The 22,486-nt window shown below is 51.3% G+C and carries 20 protein-coding genes; 14 read left to right on the top strand and 6 right to left on the bottom strand.

Going from position 1 to position 22,486, the window contains the following annotated elements:
• Positions 1-96: 96 nt before the first annotated feature.
• The 4 genes from aroL to ppnP all read left to right on the top strand — a co-directional run bounded on the left by aroL (position 97) and on the right by ppnP (position 2,186).
• On the top strand, positions 97-621 hold the full coding sequence (aroL, locus tag MNO13_RS19280; protein ID WP_121814241.1) for a shikimate kinase AroL: 525 nt from the start codon (positions 97-99) through the stop codon (positions 619-621).
• Positions 622-665: 44 nt separating this feature from the next.
• Positions 666-857, top strand: coding sequence for a YaiA family protein (locus MNO13_RS19275; RefSeq protein WP_121814240.1), 192 nt, complete (start codon positions 666-668; stop codon positions 855-857).
• 277 nt (positions 858-1,134) lie between these two features.
• Positions 1,135-1,812: an AroM family protein gene (locus tag MNO13_RS19270; RefSeq protein WP_121814239.1), complete on the top strand. Its 678-nt coding sequence runs from the start codon at positions 1,135-1,137 to the stop codon at positions 1,810-1,812.
• Between the two features lie 80 nt (positions 1,813-1,892).
• Complete coding sequence (ppnP, locus tag MNO13_RS19265; RefSeq protein WP_034457894.1) at positions 1,893-2,186, top strand: pyrimidine/purine nucleoside phosphorylase; 294 nt, start codon at positions 1,893-1,895, stop codon at positions 2,184-2,186.
• 42 nt (positions 2,187-2,228) lie between these two features.
• On the opposite strand, the gene rdgC is transcribed toward ppnP, so the two are convergent.
• Complete coding sequence (rdgC, locus tag MNO13_RS19260; RefSeq protein ID WP_064549221.1) at positions 2,229-3,140, bottom strand: recombination-associated protein RdgC; 912 nt, start codon at positions 3,138-3,140, stop codon at positions 2,229-2,231.
• A gap of 125 nt (positions 3,141-3,265) precedes the next feature.
• Here rdgC and mak point away from each other — a divergent pair, with 125 nt between their 5' ends.
• Complete coding sequence (gene mak / locus MNO13_RS19255) at positions 3,266-4,177, top strand: fructokinase (RefSeq protein ID WP_241939151.1); 912 nt, start codon at positions 3,266-3,268, stop codon at positions 4,175-4,177.
• A gap of 81 nt (positions 4,178-4,258) precedes the next feature.
• Here mak and sbcC read toward each other — a convergent pair whose 3' ends face one another.
• Together sbcC and sbcD are read right to left on the bottom strand one after the other, a co-directional pair.
• Entirely contained in the window at positions 4,259-7,414 is a 3,156-nt protein-coding gene (gene sbcC / locus MNO13_RS19250) for an exonuclease subunit SbcC (RefSeq protein WP_121814238.1), read from the bottom strand.
• Positions 7,411-8,628 (bottom strand): exonuclease subunit SbcD, encoded by a 1,218-nt coding sequence (gene sbcD / locus MNO13_RS19245; RefSeq protein ID WP_064549215.1) that lies wholly within the window; start codon positions 8,626-8,628, stop codon positions 7,411-7,413. The genes sbcC and sbcD overlap by 4 nt, the downstream gene beginning before the upstream one ends.
• A gap of 191 nt (positions 8,629-8,819) precedes the next feature.
• Between sbcD and phoB the strand changes: the two genes are divergently transcribed.
• The 4 genes from phoB to proY all read left to right on the top strand — a co-directional run bounded on the left by phoB (position 8,820) and on the right by proY (position 14,158).
• Complete coding sequence (phoB, locus tag MNO13_RS19240) at positions 8,820-9,509, top strand: phosphate response regulator transcription factor PhoB (protein WP_064549213.1); 690 nt, start codon at positions 8,820-8,822, stop codon at positions 9,507-9,509.
• 22 nt (positions 9,510-9,531) lie between these two features.
• Positions 9,532-10,830, top strand: coding sequence for a phosphate regulon sensor histidine kinase PhoR (phoR, locus tag MNO13_RS19235; RefSeq protein WP_064549211.1), 1,299 nt, complete (start codon positions 9,532-9,534; stop codon positions 10,828-10,830).
• A gap of 566 nt (positions 10,831-11,396) precedes the next feature.
• Positions 11,397-12,719 (top strand): branched-chain amino acid transporter carrier protein BrnQ, encoded by a 1,323-nt coding sequence (gene brnQ / locus MNO13_RS19230; protein ID WP_064549209.1) that lies wholly within the window; start codon positions 11,397-11,399, stop codon positions 12,717-12,719.
• Between the two features lie 71 nt (positions 12,720-12,790).
• Positions 12,791-14,158 carry a proline-specific permease ProY gene (proY, locus tag MNO13_RS19225; protein ID WP_064549207.1) on the top strand — a complete coding sequence of 456 codons (1,368 nt, stop codon included), beginning with the start codon at positions 12,791-12,793 and terminating at the stop codon, positions 14,156-14,158.
• 45 nt (positions 14,159-14,203) lie between these two features.
• On the opposite strand, the gene MNO13_RS19220 is transcribed toward proY, so the two are convergent.
• On the bottom strand, positions 14,204-14,497 hold the full coding sequence (locus tag MNO13_RS19220) for a YicS family protein (protein WP_064549205.1): 294 nt from the start codon (positions 14,495-14,497) through the stop codon (positions 14,204-14,206).
• A 185-nt stretch (positions 14,498-14,682) separates the two neighbouring features.
• Here MNO13_RS19220 and malZ point away from each other — a divergent pair, with 185 nt between their 5' ends.
• The 4 genes from malZ to MNO13_RS19200 all read left to right on the top strand — a co-directional run bounded on the left by malZ (position 14,683) and on the right by MNO13_RS19200 (position 19,805).
• Entirely contained in the window at positions 14,683-16,500 is a 1,818-nt protein-coding gene (malZ, locus tag MNO13_RS19215) for a maltodextrin glucosidase (RefSeq protein WP_241939150.1), read from the top strand.
• A gap of 173 nt (positions 16,501-16,673) precedes the next feature.
• Complete coding sequence (locus MNO13_RS19210; protein ID WP_121814234.1) at positions 16,674-17,315, top strand: hydrolase; 642 nt, start codon at positions 16,674-16,676, stop codon at positions 17,313-17,315.
• 55 nt (positions 17,316-17,370) lie between these two features.
• Positions 17,371-17,913 carry an antibiotic biosynthesis monooxygenase gene (locus tag MNO13_RS19205; RefSeq protein ID WP_121814233.1) on the top strand — a complete coding sequence of 181 codons (543 nt, stop codon included), beginning with the start codon at positions 17,371-17,373 and terminating at the stop codon, positions 17,911-17,913.
• 23 nt (positions 17,914-17,936) lie between these two features.
• Entirely contained in the window at positions 17,937-19,805 is a 1,869-nt protein-coding gene (locus MNO13_RS19200; RefSeq protein ID WP_237930010.1) for an amidohydrolase, read from the top strand.
• 51 nt (positions 19,806-19,856) lie between these two features.
• Here the strand turns inward: MNO13_RS19200 and MNO13_RS19195 are convergent, their stop codons facing one another.
• Together MNO13_RS19195 and acpH are read right to left on the bottom strand one after the other, a co-directional pair.
• Positions 19,857-20,459, bottom strand: coding sequence for a peroxiredoxin C (locus MNO13_RS19195; RefSeq protein WP_064549195.1), 603 nt, complete (start codon positions 20,457-20,459; stop codon positions 19,857-19,859).
• A gap of 201 nt (positions 20,460-20,660) precedes the next feature.
• Positions 20,661-21,242, bottom strand: a complete 582-nt coding sequence (gene acpH / locus MNO13_RS19190; RefSeq protein WP_064549193.1) for an ACP phosphodiesterase — start codon at positions 21,240-21,242, stop codon at positions 20,661-20,663.
• A gap of 107 nt (positions 21,243-21,349) precedes the next feature.
• Here acpH and queA point away from each other — a divergent pair, with 107 nt between their 5' ends.
• Positions 21,350-22,420, top strand: a complete 1,071-nt coding sequence (queA, locus tag MNO13_RS19185; RefSeq protein ID WP_064549191.1) for a tRNA preQ1(34) S-adenosylmethionine ribosyltransferase-isomerase QueA — start codon at positions 21,350-21,352, stop codon at positions 22,418-22,420.
• Positions 22,421-22,486: the final 66 nt, after the last annotated feature.

Genomic DNA, 22,486 nt, shown 5'->3' with positions numbered 1-22,486 from the left:
CTTATCCGACCTACGAAGACGTTTGTCATCAGTCTCTGGATTTTTACCTACTCAGATTTTTACCAACTCTGGCGTACTGCTGAGGATTAGCCACTGATGACTCAACCCATTTATTTAGTCGGCGCACGAGGTTGTGGCAAAACAACCGTCGGTGTTGCATTAGCGCAGGCATTGGGCTGTAACTTTGTCGATACCGACCATTACCTTTTAGACAGCACCAAAATGAGCGTTGCCGATATTGTGGAAAAAGAGGGCTGGGAAGGTTTTCGTCGTCGTGAATCAGGTGCGCTGCAAAGTGTTACTGCTCCCGGTACGGTTATTGCCACCGGCGGCGGCATGGTTCTGGCCGAAAGTAACCGTCAGTTTATGCGTGAGCATGGTGTCGTCATTTATTTGCGAGCTCCTGCGCAAATCCTGGCATCACGTTTAGAAGCTTTCCCGGAAGAAGGCCAGCGTCCAACGCTCACTGGCAGACCTATTACGGATGAAATCGTTGAGGTTCTCGCCGCGCGTGAAGCGCTTTACAACCAGGCTGCACACCATGTCGTTGATGCCACTCGTCCGCCTGCGGAAATTGTTGAAGCGGTGCTGGCGGTACTGCATACGGCTCGAGCCAGCTGATTTTTGTCTATACTTAACGCTCATTCATCTCCAAAGGAAGAGCGATGGCGAGCAATCCTCCATACCCCCGGGAAGCGCGTATAGTTGCCGTTGAAAAAGGTGCGACAGATAAAACTGTGACCTGGTATCAACTTCGAGCCGATCATCCCCATCCTGATACGCTGATTAGTGAGCACGAAAGCGAACAAGAAGCGCTGGATGCTAAACAGCGTTATGAAGATCCGCGAAAGACGTAAAATCCCGGCAAGGACGCCAGAATCCCCTCATCTTTTAAGTGAATTCATTGACCTGGTGATTAATCACATCTTTTGCTCAATTCATTTGTTAAATATTCATTACCATGATGTTGTATCAATGTCGTTGACGTTTCGTTGAATATTCCAGCAGGTGCTCTGCAAATATGCTGCTACGCTTTGTGGTTAATTATTGAGCGACCTTCAGCAGAGTATCATTTGTAAGGATTGGTACCAGCGCAGCATTGAGGGGCTGATATGGGACAAGGGCGGAACGAACATGAAACAAACATTGGCAATTATTACCATCGGCGTCGTCCCGGTCAGTGAAATACTGCCGCTACTGACAGATCACATCTCTGAAGAGAGAATCAGACACCTCAGTTTACTGGGCCACCTCTCTCACGATGAAGTGATGGCTGAATACTCCCCTACACCGGGAAATGAACCACTTCTGACGCTTTTATCCGGCAACGTGCTGGTTTATGTCGATAAACAAAAAGTTGAGAAGGCGCTGCAGAGTGTGATTGAAGTGCTGGATAATCAGGGCTTCGATGTCATTTTGCTGATGAGCACCCACCGCTTATCGAATCTCTCCGTGCGTAACGGTATTTTGCTCGAGCCAGAACGTATTATCCCACCGCTGGTGGCCTCAATTGTCGATGGGCATCAAGTCGGTATCATCATCCCCGTTCCTGAATTGCTGAAATTTCAGAATAAAAAATGGCAGTTGTTGGAAAACGAGCCGCTGTATGAATTGGCGAATCCCATTCATGGAAGCGAGCAGGATTTAATCGAAGCCGGAAAGAAACTGGTTAAAGATGGTGCGGATGTGCTGGTTCTGGACTGTCTGGGTTTCCACCAAAAACATCGTGATTTGTTGCAAAAATCACTCGATGTTCCGGTATTGTTATCGAACGTGTTAATTGCGCGCTTAGCGTCAGAGTTGCTCGCATAACAACGGTCAATAATTTGCGTGACAGGCTCTTCCGTTCCCCTCTATATTGTTTTTTCAACTATTTTAAAAAGGGCCTGGTTATGCTTCAAAGTAATGAGTACTTTTCCGGTAAAGTGAAATCTATTGGGTTTACCAGCAGCAGCACTGGCCGCGCAAGTGTTGGGGTGATGGTTGAAGGTGAATACACTTTCGGGACCGCCCAACCAGAAGAAATGACAGTGATTAGTGGGGCATTGCACGTGTTACTGCCGGGTGAAACCGAGTGGAAAACCTATGCGGCGGGCACCGTGTTCCATGTTCCAGGACACAGCGAATTCCATTTACAAGTTGCTGAACCTACCTCTTATCTTTGCCGTTATCTGGCTGATAAATAATGTCTTTATTTCCCTCTTCCCGTCGGGAAGAGGGAACAGATTTTAGCGCTGAGCTTCGCCGCCTAACGCTTCCACCAGGTTCTTAATCAACGCCGCCAGTTCACCCGTCATCAGAATAAAATCTGCATCAAAACGAGCACCGAAATCTTCACGGTCAATATCCTCGTTTTGGTCGCGCAGCGTATCGGCAAACTTCAGACGCTTAATTGAACCATCATCGGCAACCAGGAACTGAATACGTTCTTGCCAGTCCAGAGCTAATTTCGTCACCACTTTATCGGCTTCGATATGCGCAGCAATTTCATCGCACACCAGATCCTGCTGCTTACAGCGGATCACACCACCACCTTCGAGAATGGCTTTCAGCTCGGCTTCATCCATCAGCGCAAAGCCTGGAGGAACATCGCCGGAGCGCACCCACTCAGTCAGCGTCAGTTCAATTGGGTTTTCCAGTGCCAACGGGACAACCGGTAGCGAACCGAGGCTTTTACGCAGCAGCGCCAACGTATCTTCAGCTTTCTTGGCGCTGGCACAATCAACCATGATCAAACCGTTTACGGTATCGATCCACATCATCGTTTGGTTAAAACGGCTGAATGCGCGTGGCAGCAAAGAGTGCAGCACTTCATCTTTTAGAGAATCTTTCTCGGTCTTTTTCAGCTTGCGAGCTTGTTCGGCTTCGAGCCTGCTGATTTTTGCTTCCAGCTCTTGTTTAATCACTGGAGCCGGGAGAATTTTTTCTTCTTTACGGGCGCAAATCACAATTTGCCCATTGGCGACATGGGTTAATGAATCGCTGTGTGAGCCCATTGGCGATACCCAACCTGTCTTGGCCATGTCCTGGCTACCGCATGGGGTAAAAGTAAATGCGGCCAACTGCTTTTCCATGTCATCCGCTGAAAGCGTGATGTCACGGCTTAAACGGTAAACCATTAAATTTTTGAACCACAGCATGATTTTTTCCCGGACTGTCAGTTAAACGCAGCGGGCATGATAACGAATCAGGCGCTGTGTTTCATTGTCTTTACGGCGTAACACTTCTATTCTATTGATAATACTAATCAAATGAGGGGGTTGCTGTGCGCATTGGTATCGACCTGGGTGGGACAAAAACAGAAGTGATCGCTCTGGCGAACGACGGAAAGCAACTTTTTCGTCATCGCCTGCCAACACCAAAAAATGATTATCAGCAAACCATCGCAACTATCGTTGAACTCGTGCGTCTGGCTGAAGAGGCAACCGGGGAGAAGGGAACGGTCGGAATGGGTATTCCAGGTTCGATTTCACCCTATACCCGCGTGGTCAAAAATGCGAACTCCACCTGGCTTAACGGGCAGCCTTTTGATAAAGATTTGTGCGATGCGCTCCAGCGCGAAGTGCGTTTGGCAAACGATGCCAACTGCCTGGCGGTTTCGGAAGCTATCGACGGAGCGGCGGCTGGTGCGGTGATGGTTTTTGCCGTGATTATTGGTACAGGATGTGGTGCAGGCGTGGCCATTAATGGCCGCAGCCTGATCGGCGGCAACGGCACGGCGGGCGAGTGGGGCCATAACCCATTACCGTGGATGGACGAAGACGAACTCCGTTTTCGTGAAGAAGTGCCTTGCTACTGCGGAAAACAAGGTTGCATCGAAACCTTTATTTCCGGTACTGGTTTCGGCACCGACTACCATCGCCTGAGCGGGAACTCATTGAAAGGCAATGAGATTATGCATCTGGTGGATCAACAAGATCCGATCGCTGAACTGGCGATCTCACGCTATGAAATGCGCCTCGCAAAATCTTTGGCACACATCGTCAATATTCTCGATCCTGATGTGATCGTGTTAGGCGGCGGCATGAGCAACAACGAACGCTTGTACAAAACGGTGCCACAGTTGGTGAAACCGTGGGTGTTTGGTGGCGAATGCGAAACTCCAATCCGCAAAGCAGTGCACGGCGATTCCAGCGGTGTGCGCGGTGCCGCATGGTTGTGGCCGCTGGAGAAGTAAAAGCTGGCGGATGACGCTACGCTTATCTGCCCTACGAGATCTCACATGTAGGTTGGATAAGCGCAGGGTCATCCGATAAAATTACTCGACAGCAAACTCCTTAGCCAGGCGGCTAACACCCAATCCGTTGATCTTCTTCACCTTAATCTGTACCGGAATACGTTCTTTCATTGCCTCAACGTGGCTTATCACGCCGATGGTTTTGCCGCTGGCATTGAGCGTATCTAACGCATCCAGCGCGGTGTCCAGTGTCTCTGCATCCAGCGTGCCAAAGCCTTCATCAAGGAACAGCGAGTCGATGCGGGTTTTGTGGCTCACCAGGTCGGATAACGCCAGCGCCAGCGCCAGGCTGACCAGGAAACTCTCACCACCTGAAAGCGTGCGAGTGTCGCGCACCGCATCGGCCTGCCATGTATCGACCACCTGCAATTCCAGAGCTTCGCTATCTTTGCGTTGTAACAAATAACGCCCATGCAAACGGTTTAGCTGGTTGTTCGCCAACCACACCAGATTATCGAGCGTTAGCCCCTGGGCAAACTTACGGAATTTATCGCCTTCCTTCGAACCAATTAACGCATTGAGATAGCCCCAGTCTTCAACTTGCTGCTGGCACTCGACGATGGACTGCATCAGCCCTTGCTGGCGTAGGCGATTTTCTGCGTCATGGCGAAGCTGTTGCTGAATCTGTCCTTGTTGCGTGGTGTTCTCGCGCAGTTGCTGATTACACAGCGTTAATTGTGCGTCCAGCAAACTCAGTTCTGCATCGTCAGCAAGCGTAGTTGGGCGAGCCGCTTTATGGTCAGTGAGCGCTTTCTCAGCTTGCTGGCAAAGAATGGTTTGCTGCTGATGCTGTTGCTCAAGATGCTGTTTTTTCTGCTCAAGTTGCTGGCGTTCACTTTCATCGAGTAATGCTGCCTGGAATGACGGTGCATCGGCGAACTGGCTAGCGGCAAGGGTGGACAGGAACTGCTCATTTGCCTGACTCACGCGGGCTTCTTCCTGTTGCAACTGCTGTTGCAGCGTCTTCCACTGGCTCTCCAGCGCAATACAGTCGCTGTGCAAGTTATGCCAGTTTTGCAACGCTGAAATTTGTTCGCTTTCGGATAGCGGAGCAGGCGTGGTGCCATCATCAATCAGCGCATTGAGCAGGTTTTCCAGGGCGTTTAGTTGCTGTTGTAAACGTGGAAGTTGTTCATTGCGCTGTTGCCAGCTTTGGGATTCCTGTTGGCGCTGTTCCAGCCAGCTATGTTCTTCACCGTGAGCGGGATGTTGTAGGCCAGCATTTTCGAGCACGCTATTGAGTGTTTCTCGTTGTGCCGCGGCCTCTGCCGCTAGTTTGCTGTGTTGCAGACGCGTCCGAGCGAGTTGCTCCTCCAGCACGATCCGTTGGCTGAGTTGATGCAGCTGCTGCTCGCGTTTTTCTTCGCTTTCCAGCCACTGCTGGAGGTCGTCCTCGGGCTTCAGCGCCAGTTGCAGGCTGGCGCACAGTTGCTGCCAGCGTAGACGTAATGCCTTCTCTTCTTCATCAAGCGTTTTGATGGCGACAACCAGGTTTTCGCGCTGTGAACGCAACGTGTCGAGTTGGCCTTTCATCGCAAAACCAGCTTCCGCAAGGCTGGCAACTTCACGTTTTAGTGCCGTCAGACGCTGCTGATTTTCTCCTGGCTGTATGGCCTGATAATCCGCCACTGCCGGATGCTGCGTGGAACCACACAGCGGGCAAGGTTGATCGGGTTGCAAATGGGCGCGTTCAGCTTCGAGACTGACAATGCGCATTTCCAGTTCGCATACTTTTTCCAGGTCACTTTCATGCTGGCGGCGCTCTTTGTATTGCTGGCGTTTGAGTGCCAGCTCGACATCGCCTTGAGTGATCTGTTTTTCAAGCGCAGTAATATCTTGTTGCTGCTGGATTTTTCGCTTGTGAAGTGAGGCAAGTTGCGGCTGTAAAGCAGCAAGCTGCTGGCGCAAAGGGCGCGCGGTAATCGTTGCTTGTAAATGAGTACTCACTTCATCAGCAGTGAGCGTAAGCTCAACGGCTGGCAGCAGTTCCAGCTTTTTCTGGCTAGTTTCAATATCACGCTGCAAGGTCTGTAGCTGGCTGGCATCGCGTTGTTGTTGATTGAATGCCATGCGCCAGCCTGCAAGTTCAGCGCCCCACAGGCGGTACCTGTCATGCGTTTTCAGCCAGGCTTGCAGCTCGCTGTTTTCATGCGCCAGTTTTGCTGCCTGGCTTGCGGCGGCCTGCCGGGTCTGCTGGCGACGCACTGTCGCCTGATGTAAGCGAGTATTCACTTCTTCGCTTTGTACGCGGGTGTTTTGCAGCGTGGCCTGTAATTCCTGCAAGCGTTGCCAGTCAGGGCGCAGTTTTTCTGCGGGCTGGGCTCGTGTTAGTTTTTCGAGAAGCGGCGCTGCTTCTTCGATTGCGCGAGTTGCCGCATTCAGTGCCGTTCCCGCATGCGAGTGTTTTTGAGTCAACAGGTCGAGTTGGCTGAGCCATTGCTGGTGTTGCTGGAGTGTCTGCTGTTCAGCCAGGCGGTTTTTTTCTTCTGTAGTAAGTGCCTGCAAACTCTCTGAAAGCTGCTGGCGCTGGGATTCATCCAGAAGTGCTACACCTGCTGCCTGCGCTTGCAGGTTCTCTAATTGGCTGCGTACATTTTTATGATTTTCGAACACCGCCGCAGAAACTGTACCGTAAATTTCAGTACCGGTGAGTTCTTCAAGCAATGAGGCACGGTCATTGGCGTCGGCATTTAAAAACGCCGCAAACTGCCCCTGAGAAAGCATCATGGAGCGGGTGAAGCGGTCGTAATCGAGTCCGGTCAATTTGGCGGTGATATCGAGCTTATCTTTCACTTTATCGGCGATGATCTTGCCGCTTTCTACTTCAGCCAGCTCAACGCGCGGGGCTTGCAGATTGCCGTTGGCCGCATTACGCGCCCGGTTCTGGCTCCAGAATGCGCGGTAGGCAACACCTTTTACTTCAAATTCCACTTCCGCCAGACACTCGGCAGTGTCGCGGGTCATCAGGTCATTCTGTGATTGCGAGACCGTGTTGAGACGTGGCGTTTTGTGATAAAGCGCGAGGCAGACAGCATCAAGTAGCGTAGTTTTACCCGCTCCTGTTGGCCCGGTGATGGCAAACAAACCATTGCTGGCGAAAGGCTCGCGGGTGAAATCAATTTTCCATTCCCCTTTCAGGGAGTTGAGGTTTTTCAATCGCAGACTGAGGATTTTCATGCTTGTTCCTCCGCGTCATGCAGGCTGGCGACCGTTTGGGCAAACAGAGTGCGCAGGCGTTTTGCGCGTTCTTCAGTGGTTTCTTCCTGAACCAGGCGGCGTTCAAAAACCTCTTCAACCGTCAATTCACTTAGGGTTTCTTTATGTTGTTGAGCAATAACACGCTCGCGCTGCTCACGGCTACGGCGCAGCAAAACCACTTCAACAGGCAGCGTTTCGGTTAGCTGTTGAATATGGCGCTGCATATCATGCAGATATTCATCGGTGGCGATTTCAATATCCAGCCACACTTTGGGTTCTGTCGGTGCATCGCGCCATTGTTCAAGCTGCTGTTCAATTTCGTTCAGCGAACCTTTGATCACCGCCAGCGGCTGGCTAACTGGTACCGTAAGTGGGGTGACTTCATGAAGTTTACCTTCTGAAAATTCAACCAGATAAACACTTTTGGTCTTACCGGTTTCGTCAAAACTTAACGGTATTGGTGAGCCGCTGTAGCGGATATGTTCGGTGCCACCAATTAATTGCGCACGGTGAATATGGCCCAGGGCAATGTAATCGGCATCCGGGAAATGCTGCGCCGGGAAAGCGTCGAGTGTGCCAATATAGATGTCACGCACGGCGTCACTTTTCGTCACGCCGACGGTGGTTAAATGCCCGGTGGCGATAATTGGCAACTGCGCGTCAGCGCGCAGAACGCAAGCGGCGCTAAAACACTGCTGATAATGTTCACCGATCGCTTCCATTAATGAACGCTGCTTTTCATGGCCGGATAAACCCGCCAGACTGTTTTGAATATCGCGTGGCCGCAGAAAGGGAATGGGGCAGAGAATAGCGCCAGGCGCGCCATCTTTCGTATTCAGCACAATTGCCTGCTGGCTGGTATCGTGGCGTGCGCTGGCGACGACATAAGTGTTAAGACACGCCATCAGTTCACGGGACTCGTTCAATGTGGCAACTGAGTCATGGTTACCGGCGAGCACCACCAGTGAGCAGCCGGTAGACTGGAGTTGCACCACAAAGCGGTTATACAGTTCTCGCGCATAGCTTGGTGGCGAGCCAGTATCAAAAATATCGCCCGCGACGATTATTGCATCCACATCATGTTCAACGGCAGCTTTCAGCAGCCATTCAAGAAAAGCCTGATGCTCCGGCCCGCGGCTTTTGGTATAAAAATTTTGACCAAGGTGCCAGTCTGATGTGTGAATTATGCGCATAACCTGTCCGGTGGCTTAAAAGCGAGGCCTCGATTATAAGGGGGCGAGGCGGAAAACGGCATAGGTCTCTGTGTCATAAATCAAATTGATGAGTCACTAAACAGTCATGTTTTTCATAAATCTGTCATAAATCTGACGCATAATGGCGCCGCATTGAAACAACTATAATTATTCCTTGAGCAGGGCGAATCATGGCGAAGCGTATTTTAGTCGTAGAAGATGAAGCTCCAATCCGTGAAATGGTGAGCTTTGTGCTTGAGCAAAACGGTTTTCAGCCTGTAGAAGCGGAAGATTATGACAGTGCAGTGAATCTGCTTATCGAACCCTTCCCGGACCTGATTTTACTGGACTGGATGTTGCCAGGCGGCTCGGGTATTCAGTTTATCAAGCACCTGAAGCGTGAAGCATTGACGCGGGAAATCCCGGTAATGATGCTGACAGCACGAGGTGAAGAAGAAGATCGCGTGCGTGGCCTGGAAGTTGGTGCCGATGACTATATTACCAAGCCGTTTTCACCGAAGGAGCTGGTGGCGCGCATTAAAGCTGTGATGCGCCGAATCTCTCCGATGGCGGTGGAAGAGGTTATTGAGATGCACGGGCTGAGCCTTGACCCTTCATCGCATCGCGTGATGACCGGTGAAAACCCGCTGGACATGGGCCCAACTGAATTTAAGTTATTACACTTCTTTATGACGCATCCGGAACGGGTATATAGCCGTGAACAGTTGCTTAACCATGTATGGGGCACCAATGTGTATGTCGAAGACAGAACAGTGGACGTACATATCAGGCGGTTGCGTAAAGCGCTCGAGCATAGCGGGCATGATCGAATGGTACAAACAGTACGCGGTACGGGTTATCGGTTCTCAACCCGCTTTTAGTTCCTTATCAGGAGAGTGACGCGTGCTGGAACGGCTGTCATGGAAAAGGTTGGTGATGGAGCTGCTGCTCTGTTGCTTACCTGCTGTCATCTTGGGCCTTATTTTTGGCTATTTACCCTGGTTTTTATTACTGGCGGTCACAGGACTGCTGGTTTGGCATTTCTGGAATTTGCTTCGTTTGTCGTGGTGGTTGTGGGTTGATCGCAGTATGACACCGCCCCCTGGTCGCGGGAGCTGGGATCCGTTGTTATACGGTCTTCATCAAATGCAGCTGCGTAATAAAAAACGCCGTAAAGAATTAGGCAATTTAATCAAACGCTTTCGCAGCGGCGCGGAATCACTGCCCGATGCGGTAGTGCTGACTACCGAAGAAGGGACCATTTTTTGGTGTAACGGGCTGGCCCAACAGTTGCTGGGGTTACGCTGGCCGGACGATAACGGGCAGAACATCCTTAACTTGCTGCGTTACCCTGAATTTACCCGCTATTTGACGCAAAAAGATTTCGCCCGGCCGTTGACGCTGGTGCTTAACAATGGCCGTCATCTGGAATTCCGTGTGATGCCATACAGCGACGAGCAGTGGCTGATGGTGGCACGTGATGTCACGCAGATGCACCAACTGGAAGGGGCGCGACGTAACTTTTTTGCCAACGTTAGCCATGAACTGCGTACTCCGTTGACGGTACTGCAAGGTTATCTGGAGATGATGCAGGATCAGGCGCTTGAAGGGCCTCTGCGCGACAAGGCTCTGGGCACCATGCGCGAGCAAACTTCGCGGATGGAAGGTCTGGTGAAACAGCTTTTGACGCTATCTAAAATTGAAGCGGCACCGGCAATGGTGCTCAATGAAAAGATTGATGTGCCACTGATGCTGCGTGTGGTGGAGCGAGAAGCGCAAACCCTGAGTCAGCAAAGGCAGACGCTAAAGTTCGATATTGATCCCTCACTCAAAGTCTTCGGTAATGAAGAACAGCTACGTAGCGCGATTTCAAACCTGGTGTACAACGCGGTAAACCATACGCCGGAAGGGACGCAAATTACCGTGAGCTGGAAACGGGTCGCGGGTGGTGTGGGCTTTAGCGTGGCAGATACTGGTCCTGGTATTTCTGCGGAACATATCCCACGCCTGACCGAGCGGTTCTATCGAGTGGATAAAGCGCGTTCAAGGCAAACAGGTGGTAGTGGGTTAGGCCTGGCAATAGTGAAACATGCGTTAAGCCATCACGATGCGCGTCTGAATATCGAAAGCCAGCCAGGGAAAGGTTCCACGTTTTCCTTTGTGTTGCCTGAGCGTTTAATCGTTAACGATAAAGTGCTGTAAGCCGCGTAAGTTATGACACTGATGACAAGTTTTTCGTAGATCGGATAAGCGAAGCGTCATCCGACACTTCTCTCTGTAACAACTGGCGCAAATGGTGGATGACGATATCGCTTATCTACCCTGCAAAACCCGTTTATCGCTGAATAGTGTCAAAATAACTTTCCACAGGTCAGCTTGCTGGCCTGTGTTTTTTTTGCCCACATGTAAATCAAAAAAGCTTAATTGGTGATATTTTAACCACACAAAAAACCATACAATTTTCTAATGTATAAACAAATCCACTGATTTTAAGTCTAATTTAAGGAGATCAATCTGGTTTTTGGATCCCTTCTTGCCTTCAAACGCTATAAGCGTTTTAATTGCGCCCCTGTGAATAGCAGACCGACTGGATTTGAGTGGTAATTCAAACAACTATTCTTCGCCACCGATCCCGGAAAGGATTTTCCGCTGTCGTTACTGCCAATCACCGCTTTTATGCCGATGTATGACTGTCTAAGGATTGGCAAATACACGCATAAAAATTTGAATACTTACAACACCACACATCCACAGGCTGCCAAAATTTTATGACCCATCATCTGAAATCTCGAGACATCCTCGCGCTAGGCTTTATGACCTTTGCGCTGTTTGTCGGCGCAGGCAATATCATTTTTCCACCAATGGTGGGGTTACAAGCTGGCGAACACGTCTGGATTGCCTCACTTGGCTTCCTGGTGACCGCGGTTGGTCTGCCCGTTTTAACTATCGTCGCGATTGCTCGTGTCGGTGGGGGTATTGATAGCCTGAGCTCACCGATTGGCCGTCGTGCCGGTGTGCTGTTAGCGACTATTTGTTACCTGGCGGTTGGCCCATTGTTTGCCACCCCGCGTACGGCTACTGTTTCCTTCGAAGTCGGGATTGCACCACTGGTGGGTTCGGGTGAACTGCCACTGTTTATCTACAGCTTGGTTTACTTCGCGATTGTTATCGGAATTTCACTGTACCCAGGTAAATTGCTGGACACCGTTGGCCACGTGCTGGCTCCGGTGAAAATCGTTGCGCTTCTGGCGCTGGCGGCGGGTGCAATGCTGTGGCCAGCAGGCGGTATCAGCACTGCGACTGAGGCGTATCAGAATGCGGCGTTTGCTAATGGTTTTGTGAATGGCTATCTGACGATGGATACCCTGGCGTCGCTGGTGTTCGGGATTGTGATTGTTAACGCGGCACGTTCCCGTGGCGTGACTGAATCCCGCTTGCTGACACGCTATACCATTTTGGCTGGCCTGATTGCTGGTGTTGGCTTAACGCTGATTTACCTTGCGCTGTTCCGCCTGGGTTCTGATAGCGCTACGCTGGTCGCTGACCAAAATGCCAACGGTGCTGCGATTCTGCATGCCTATGTGGCTCATACCTTCGGTAGTGCTGGTAGCTTCTTCCTCGCCGCGCTGATTTTCCTTGCCTGCATGGTCACGGCAGTTGGCCTGACTTGTGCGTGTGCTGAGTTCTTCAGCCAGTATCTGCCACTGTCTTACCGTTCGCTGGTGTTTATTCTTGGCTTGTTCTCGATGGTGGTTTCTAACCTCGGGTTGAGTCATCTGATTCAGGTTTCAATTCCGGTGCTGACGGCGATTTACCCGCCGTGTATTGCGCTGGTGGTGCTGAGTTTCACCCGTCCGTGGTGGCATAACTCAACCCGCGTGATTGCGCCAGCGATGGTCATCAGCACCTTGTTTGGCATCATGGATGGGATTAAAGCTTCGGCAATCAGCGACATTTTGCCCGCGTGGACTTCCCACTTGCCGCTGTCCGAACAAGGCCTGGCATGGTTGCTTCCGACCATTATCATGGTGGTGATTACCATCGTATGGGACCGCGCCGCAGGTCGACAGGTGGCCTCCGCCGCCCACTAAAAATTATAATTTTGTACAACCACGGGGCTTTGCTCCGTGGTTTTTTTTATTGTTAAGCAGGGTTGGAATTAATGGAAAACGCTAATAAGCTCAAGCGCGGCTTGAGTACCCGGCACATACGCTTTATGGCGTTGGGTTCGGCAATTGGCACCGGGCTGTTTTATGGCTCGGCAGACGCTATCAAAATGGCAGGGCCAAGTGTGTTGTTGGCCTACATCATCGGTGGGGTGGCGGCTTACATCATTATGCGCGCCCTTGGCGAGATGTCGGTTCATAACCCTTCCGCCAGTTCATTTTCACGCTATGCGCAAGATAACCTCGGCCCGCTGGCAGGTTACATCACCGGCTGGACTTACTGTTTTGAGATCCTGATTGTCGCAATTGCCGACGTCACCGCATTTGGTATCTATATGGGGCTGTGGTTCCCGGCGGTACCACATTGGGTCTGGGTATTGAGCGTAGTGCTAATTATCTGCGCCATTAACCTGATGAGCGTCAAAGTGTTTGGCGAGCTGGAATTTTGGTTCTCTTTCTTCAAAGTCGCGACCATCATCATCATGATTGCTGCCGGTATTGGCATCATCGTTTGGGGTATTGGTAACGGTGGTCAGCCAACGGGTATCCATAATTTGTGGAGCAATGGCGGCTTCTTCAGCAATGGCTGGATAGGCATGATTATGTCGTTGCAGATGGTGATGTTTGCTTACGGCGGGATTGAAATTATCGGTATCACTGCAGGTGAAGCGAAAGACCCGCAGAAGTCGATTCCTCGCGCCATCAACTCTGTTCCGCTACGTATCCTGGTGTTCTATGTGGGCACGCTGTTTGTCATCATGTCTATCTATCCGTGGAACCAGGTGGGGACAGAAGGCAGCCCGTTTGTATTGACGTTCCAGCATATGGGGATTACGGCTGCGGCAGGGATTCTTAACTTCGTGGTGATCACCGCATCGCTTTCAGCCATTAACAGTGATGTCTTCGGTGTCGGCCGCATGTTGCACGGTATGGCAGAGCAGGGCAGCGCCCCGAAAGTGTTCGCCAAAACATCACGCAACGGTATTCCGTGGGTCACTGTGTTGGTCATGTGCTGCGCACTGTTACTGGCGGTGGTGCTCAACTACCTGATTCCAGAAAACGTTTTCCTGGTGATTGCTTCGCTGGCGACCTTTGCCACGGTGTGGGTTTGGATAATGATCCTGCTGTCGCAGATCGCGTTCCGTCGCAAGCTATCCCCTGAAGAAACTAAGGCGCTCAAATTCCCGGTACCGGGCGGCGTGGTAACCACCATTGTGGGCCTGGTGTTCCTGGTGTTTATTATCGCGCTGATTGGCTGGCATCCTGACACGCGCATCTCGCTGTATGTCGGCTGCGTGTGGATTGTGTTGCTGCTGGTTGGCTGGATGTTTAAACGTCGTCAAATACTCGCCACAAACTCGTAAGCGTCTTACAGGGTGGACTAGCGTTAGCAAAATCCACCCTATAACTTACATTTCCGGGCACTCTACTTTACTTATTGCTTCCCAGTAGTTTTTCTCGTTGTTGCGTTCAAGCGCAATTCTCGCGTCGCGGATATACATTTTGTTATCTTCGTTGGCGAGAATTTTGTTCCCCCAGGCTTCATCCGTCATTTTCTTTTGTGGATGGCAGGTCTTTTTTAAATCCGCAGTAATCTGTTGTTTATACTTCCCAAATTGCAGCGATTCATAAGGCGAGGCAGCCAGCGTGTTGGCGGAGTAGAATACGAACAGAAGCAAGGAAAGGCTACGGGCAATAGTCATGGCGAGCTCCTTGATGCAGGGCAGATGGAGTAAGAATATTCTCACTATAGGTATCGCTAACTTATTAAGCAACCGACGCTATTTCTCCGCCCCCGCTTTCCTCCCCCAATAAAAATAGTAATGATGAGTGATAAGCGCTTACGCTGTGGCAAGGTGGCGTCAATTTATTCTCTGGGAAAGCGATTATGTTTAATGCCTGGCACCTTCCGGTGCCCCCTTTTATTCAGACACGTAAAGACAAGCTGTACATCAGTTTGTGGGTTTCTGGTGATGATTTGCCGCACCGCGTGGTACTCCGTTATGAAAAGGATAACGAAGAAACCTCGGTACAGATGACTCGCCAGAAAGCCGCACCCGCTGAAGGTATTGTCGCCTGGCGCGGAGTGATTGATTTATCGGAAGGGCAACCGCGACGCCGCTACAGTTTTAAAATGTTGTGGCTGGATAAACAGCGCTGGTTAACGCCACAAGGTATCGGGTCGATCCCGCCGGCACGTCTTGAGCAGTTTGCGGTCGATCTGCCTGACGATGGCCCACAATGGGTACAGGATCAGATCTTCTACCAGATTTTCCCCGATCGTTTTGCCCGCAGTGAACAACGTACTCCGGAACAGGATCGGATCTATTATCACCACGCCGCAAAGCGCGACATTATCTTGCGTGACTGGGATGAGCCGCTGATAGCGGACGCAGGCGGATCGACCTTCTATGGCGGCGATCTTGACGGTATCAGTGAAAATCTTTCGTATCTGAAGAAGCTGGGTGTCACTGCGCTGTATCTCAACCCGATTTTTACCGCGCCGAGCGTCCATAAATACGATACTCAGGATTATCGCCACGTCGACGTGCAGTTTGGTGGCGATCACGCCTATTTGCGGTTGCGTAAAAACACTCAGCGTTACGGTATGCGCCTGATGCTCGACGGTGTGTTTAACCACAGCGGCGATACTCACCAATGGTTTGACCGCCAGCAAACACACGGCAGCGGTGCGAGCCACAACCCGCAATCACCCTGGCGCGATTTTTACAGCTATAACCAGGAGGGGCAAGCACTCGACTGGCTCGGCTATTCCAGTTTGCCAAAGCTGGATTACCACTCCTCCAACCTGGTTGACGAGATTTACCAGGGCGACGAAAGCGTGGTGCGCCATTGGTTGCGTGAACCGTGGGGCATAGACGGCTGGCGGTTGGATGTGGTGCATATGCTAGGCGAAGAGGGTGGCGCGAAAAACAACCTGCTGCACGTTTCCGGTATCACCAAAGCGGCGAAAGAAACCAAATCTGATGCCTATATTTTGGGTGAACATTTTGGCGACGCCCGCCAGTGGTTGCAGACAGATGCCGAAGATGCGGCGATGAACTATCGCGGTTTCACCTTCCCGCTGTGGGGATTTCTTGCCAACACCGATATTTCCTATGATCCGCAACATATCGACGCACAAACCTGTATGCCGTGGATGGATGAATATCGTGCGGGGCTTTCTCATCAGCAGCAACTGCGCATGTTTAACCAGCTCGACAGCCACGACACCGCACGCTTCAAGTCGATCCTTGGCAAGGATGCGGCACGCTTACCTCTGGCCGTCGTGTGGCTGTATTGCTGGCCCGGCGTGCCTTGCGTCTACTATGGTGATGAAGTGGGTTTAGATGGCAATAACGATCCGTTTTGCCGTAAACCTTTCCCATGGAATCCGGATCAACAAGATCTGGGGCTGCTGGCACTTTATCAACGGCTCGGAAAATTACGCCACAAAAGCCGCGCCTTGCGCCACGGCGGTTGCCAGGTAATTTACGCCGAGGGCGACGTGGTGGTATTCGTTCGTGTCTGGCAAAACGAACGTGTGCTGGTGGCGATTAACCGTGGTGATGAAACACTGAGAACGCTGCCGTGGAACCCGCTGTTGCACGGCAAAGCGTGGACACAGCTTGAAGGTGAGGCGACGTTAGAAAATTGCGCACTGTCGCTACCTGCGGTCTCCGTTTCATTGTGGCATAGTCTCTAGTCCTGCAACCGGTTTCCCTTTTGCCAGGCAAAGGGGAATACCGGTGCTATCCTTACTTTTCCCTCTCATCAATAACCTCTGCTTAAGTTAGACATTTCCAGATCTCATACCATTTGGGAGGCTGTACCTTGTGCCGCTTCCTTAATCATTCAGATGAAATTTAAGGAAAATTTATGTCTATACGTGAACTGATCGACCCCACCAATTCCACCCTGATCTTTATCGATCACCAGCCTCAAATGTCTTTTGGCGTGGCGAATATCGACCGCCAGACGCTGAAAAATAACACCGTTGCGCTAGCTAAGGCCGGAAAGATCTTTAACGTTCCGACTATTTTTACCTCGGTAGAAACGAAGAGTTTCAGTGGATATATCTGGCCTGAATTGCTGGCGATACACCCAGAAATTACGCCTATCGAACGCTCTTCAATGAACTCCTGGGAAGATGCGGCTTTTGTTGCGGCGGTGAAAGCGACCGGCCGCAAGAAACTGATTATTTCTGCTTTGTGGACCGAAGTGTGCCTGACGTTTCCTGCCTTGATGGCGCTCGACGAAGGCTTTGAAGTTTATGTTGTGACTGATACTTCGGGCGGCACGTCGGTCGATGCTCACGAACGCTCAATTGACCGCATGGTACAGGCCGGGGCCGTTCCGGTGACCTGGCAGCAGGTGTTGCTCGAATACCAACGCGACTGGGCGCGCCGCGACACTTACGATGCGGTGATGGATCTGGTGCGCGAGCACAGCGGTGCCTATGGCATAGGCGTCGATTATGCTTACACCATGGTCCATGGCGCGCCAGAACGGAAAGCCTGATTTATCGCCGCAGGAAGCCTCCTGCCTTTTGCTTGTTTTGCATCAGGAATAGCCTATGGCTGACAACAATACTGTCACGCTGGTGATAACCCACGCTCTTAAATCAGGCCAGGCTGCGCATTATGAGCAATGGCTGGCGAAAATCATGCCAGCCGCTGCGCGTTATCCTGGGCATCTTGGCGTGCACGTTATTCGCCCCACCACCGGAAACGATGTTTACAACATCGTGATTCGTTTCGACACCCTGGAGAATCTCACCGCCTGGACTAAATCGGCTGAGCGAGAAACGCTGGTTGAGGAGATAAAACCCGCGCTGCGCCTTGACGATCATCTGGAAGTTCGCACCGAAAATGCCTTCTGGTTTACCCCGGAAACCCCAGCGCTGAAACGCCCCGCGCAATGGAAGCAATTCCTGATCACCCTGGCGGTCATTTTCCCGAGCACCAACGTCGTGCCGCGTGTTACCGCGATGCTTTTTCCTTCGCTGCACGGCTCGCTTTTGTTGCACCTCATCAATGATGCGCTGGTTGTCGCACTGGTGGTGTGGCTGTGGATGCCAGTCATGACGCGGCTGTTTGCCGGTTGGCTGAAAAAATAACGTTTTACTGAGGAGTACGGGTTATGTCGCAAATTGCCTCACTCATTCTCACTAACGGTCAGTTTCACACTCTCGACAGCGAAACGCCGCTCGCCGAAGCCGTGGCGATCAAAGACGGTAAAATTGTTGCCGTGGGCAGCGAATCCTGGGTGATGAGTTTTGCCAATGAAGAAACGCAGCGTGTTGATCTCAAAGGTTATACGGTGATTCCAGGCCTGAACGACTCACATCTGCATTTGATTCGTGGCGGCTTGAACTACAACCTGGAGCTGCGTTGGGAAGGTGTGCCTTCTCTGGCCGATGCCTTGCGTATGCTCAAAGAGCAGGCATTACGCACGCCGTCGCCACAATGGGTGCGCGTGGTCGGGGGGTGGACGGAATTTCAGTTTGCCGAGCGCCGTATGCCAACGCTTGAAGAACTCAACGAGGCGGCACCGGATACGCCGGTTTTTGTGTTGCATCTCTACGATCGCGCATTGTTAAACCAGGCGGCACTAAAAGCGGTGGGTTACACCAAAGACACGCCCAATCCAGCGGGTGGCGAGATTATGCGTGACCGAAATGGCAATCCAACCGGCATGCTTATCGCCAAACCGAATGCCATGATTCTGTACTCGACGCTGGCGAAAGGGCCGAAATTACCGCTCGATTTACAGGTCAATTCGACGCGCCAGTTTATGCGTGAGCTTAACCGATTAGGGATTACCAGCGCGATTGATGCCGGTGGCGGGTTCCAAAACTATCCCGAAGATTATCAAATCATTGACCAACTCCACGCGCAAAAACAGATGACGGTGCGTATTGCCTACAACCTGTTTACCCAGCGTCCGCAGCATGAGCTGGAAGATTTTGAAAAATGGACCGATATGCTGAAACCGGGGCAGGGCACTGATTTCTATCGTGCCAATGGTGCCGGGGAAATGTTGGTGTTTTCAGCCGCTGATTTTGAAGATTTCTTGCAGCCGCGCCCGGATTTACCAGACGGTATGGAGCAAGAGCTGGAACGCGTGGTGCGCCATTTAGTGGAACATCGTTGGCCATTCCGTCTTCATGCGACTTATAACGAATCCATCAGCCGTATGCTGGAGGTGTTTGAGAAGGTGAATCGTGAGATTCCGTTTAACGGCCTGCACTGGCTTTTTGACCACGCCGAAACCATCAGTGAAAAGAATATTGAGCGCGTTAAGGCGTTGGGAGGCGGTATCGCGGTCCAGCATCGCATGGCTTTTCAGGGCGAATATTACGCGGCACGTTATGGTGCCGAAGCTGTTAAACAGACGCCCCCTATCGCGAAAATGCTCGCCGCTGAATTACCAGTTGGGCTGGGGACGGATGCGACGCGTGTCGCCAGTTATAATCCGTGGACGGCGCTTTACTGGCTGGTGTCGGGGCGCACGGTAGGCGGGATGCAAATGTATGACGACAATAACCGGCTTTCGCGTGATGTGGCGCTTGAGCTATGGACGGCTGGCAGCGCGTGGTTTTCCAGTGAACAGGGTAAAAAAGGGCGTATTAAAGCCGGGCAACTTGCCGATTTAGTCGTGCTTTCAAAAGATTTCTTTAAGGTGCCAGAAGAGGAAATCAAAGGCATTGAATCGCTGTTAACGCTGGTGGATGGCAAAGTGGTTTATGCAGCAGGTGCCTTTACCGCGCTTGCTCCACCACCGATTCCAGTGCTACCCGAATGGTCGCCTGTGGTGAACGTTCCTGGGCATTACCGTTCGGCACCGCCAGAGGCTGGGAAAGTGGGGATGATGGCGCAAGTTCACCAATGCTGCGGAAGCTGTAATGTGCATGGTCATCAACATGATACGGCGCGTAAATCAGCGATACCTGTTGCTGATGAAGGCGCATTCTGGGGCGTGATGGGCTGTTCTTGTTTTGCTTTCTAGAAACTAAAAAAGGCCGCTTGCGCGGCCTTTCTCGTCAAAAACGTTTAGCAATTACAGGCTAGAAACGTTTTCGCTCAGGTATTTAGCAACGCCGTCTGGAGACGCGTTCATGCCTTCTTTACCTTTTTCCCACTGAGCTGGGCACACTTCGCCGTGCTCTTCGTGGAATTGCAGCGCATCAACCATACGCAGCATTTCATCAACGTTACGGCCCAGCGGCAGGTCGTTAACAACCTGGTGACGCACGATACCGGCTTTGTCGATCAGGAAAGAACCGCGCAGAGCAACGCCTGCGTCTGGATGTTCGATGCCATAAGCTTTCTGAATTTCACGCTTAATGTCAGCAACCATCGCATATTTCACTTCACCGATGCCGCCTTTATCAACAGGGGTTTTACGCCATGCGTTGTGAACGAACTCGGAGTCAAAAGATACACCAACGACTTCTACGCCACGTTTCTGGAATTCTTCGTAACGTTTGTCGAACGCAATCAGTTCAGACGGGCATACGAAAGTGAAGTCCATTGGCCAGAAGAACACAACGGTGGTTTTACCATTGGTGTGTGCTTTGAAGTTGAAGTTTTCAACGATTTCGCCACTGCCGAGTACGGCTGCAGCTGTAAAGTCAGGGGCTGGACGAGTAACCAGGACCATATGTACTCCTGTTAATTTTGTTAAAGTGAGTGTTAACGCAACGGGGGGGAGTATAGGGGCGGCAATCCCTCTAACTCAAGCATACTGTGCCGATTAATCAGATAGGATTTACCTATCAAAAAATGAATATTCGCACAGCAGCGATCCAAAGTAGCCCTTTTTTATAAAAGGGCAAGAAGTAAATAACCACGCTGAGATCGGTTACAAACTTTTTTGTTCTGCCATTACCATCATGCGTGGGTAGAACTGCCAGAACAATTCTTCAAGCGCAGCGTAATGGGTATCAAGATCTTGCCAGGAAGCTCGCAAAGCATCGAGTTTTGGTCTACGCGTAGCCATCCCATTGAGAACATTAGCAATAAATGCCATATCGCTATAACGCTCGAGCCAGCGCTCGTCCCACAGATAGTGATTAAGATTGATAAAGCGTTCTGGGGTATCGATTAAAAAGGGTTCGATATTGGCACGCGCGTAAGCGACAAATTCTGGCAGCGGCGTGTTTGGGCAGAGTGTCTGCCAGTGGCGTGAAACGAAATGGTCCCACATCACATCTAATGTTATCGGGGCGACACGGCGAGTTTCAGGGCGGAACCATTGTCGCGCAATCGCCACCTCCGGCAAGCTATCGGTCAGCACATCGACGCGGCGATGCATATGGATACCCGCCACGACGTCACCCGGATAGCTTTCATTCGGGTTGCCACGGACAAAATCGGCAAGCAAATTCCCCAGAAGTGAGCTGTCAGCAAGGCTTGCAAGATGTAAATGGGCGAGAAAATTCATAGTAACCTTAATTGTCGATTCAGCATTAACGGGCGTCCTTTTCCTTGCAGGGAGTGTCCCCTGGCACTAGACTGTAGCGCCACTTTTTAAGTCTTGAGCTCTAAACCATGCGTGTTGCCGATTTTTCCTTTGAATTACCTGAATCCTTGATTGCCCACTATCCACAAGCACAGCGCAGTGGGTGCCGTTTGCTGTCTCTGGAAGGGCCCTCGGGTAATTTAACGCATGGCACTTTCACCGATTTGCTCGATAAGCTCAACCCCGGAGATCTGCTGGTCTTTAACAATACCCGCGTGATCCCGGCGCGCCTTTTTGGCCGTAAAGCCAGCGGCGGCAAGATTGAAGTGCTGGTCGAACGTATGCTTGACGACAAACGTATCCTCGCGCATATCCGTGCTTCTAAAGCCCCTAAACCGGGTGCTGAATTGTTGCTGGGCGATGATGAAAGCGTACATGCCACGATGGTTGCGCGCCACGATGCGTTGTTTGAAGTGCAGTTTGAAGACGAGCGAAGTGTCCTTGATATTCTCAACAGCATCGGCCATATGCCGCTGCCGCCGTACATCGACCGCCCGGATGAAGACTCTGACCGCGAGCTGTATCAAACCGTTTATAGCCAGAAACCTGGTGCGGTTGCCGCGCCTACTGCCGGCTTGCACTTTGACGAGCCATTGCTTGAAGCGTTGCGCAATAAAGGCATTGAGCAGGCGTTTGTGACGTTGCACGTAGGAGCCGGAACATTCCAGCCTGTGCGCGTGGATAGCATCGAAGACCACATCATGCACTCCGAATATGCGGAAGTGCCACAGGACGTGGTTGACGCGGTGCTAGCATGCAAAGCGCGTGGTAATCGCGTTATCGCAGTAGGAACCACTTCAGTTCGCTCATTGGAAAGTGCGGCGCAGGCCGCAAAAAACGACCTGATCGAACCGTTCTTCGGTGATACCCAAATCTTCATCTATCCAGGATATCAATACAAAGTGATTGATGCACTGGTGACCAACTTCCACCTGCCGGAATCGACTCTGATCATGCTGGTTTCCGCGTTTGCTGGTTATAAAAACACCATGAACGCCTATAAAGCCGCTGTTAACTCCGAATATCGATTTTTTAGTTACGGGGATGCCATGTACATCACGTACAATCCGCAGGCGATAAATGAGCGCCCTGGCGCCTAATCAGTCAATTCTACGTCGCCGGTCAATCCGACGACGTTTTGTCTTAACCATCAGACTGTTTCTCTG

The sequence above is a fragment of the Buttiauxella ferragutiae genome (assembly GCF_022637515.1).
GTDB lineage: Bacteria > Pseudomonadota > Gammaproteobacteria > Enterobacterales > Enterobacteriaceae > Buttiauxella > Buttiauxella ferragutiae.
Note: the sequence above shows the minus strand (reverse complement) of the source record. Positions and strands in the feature narration are given on the sequence as shown.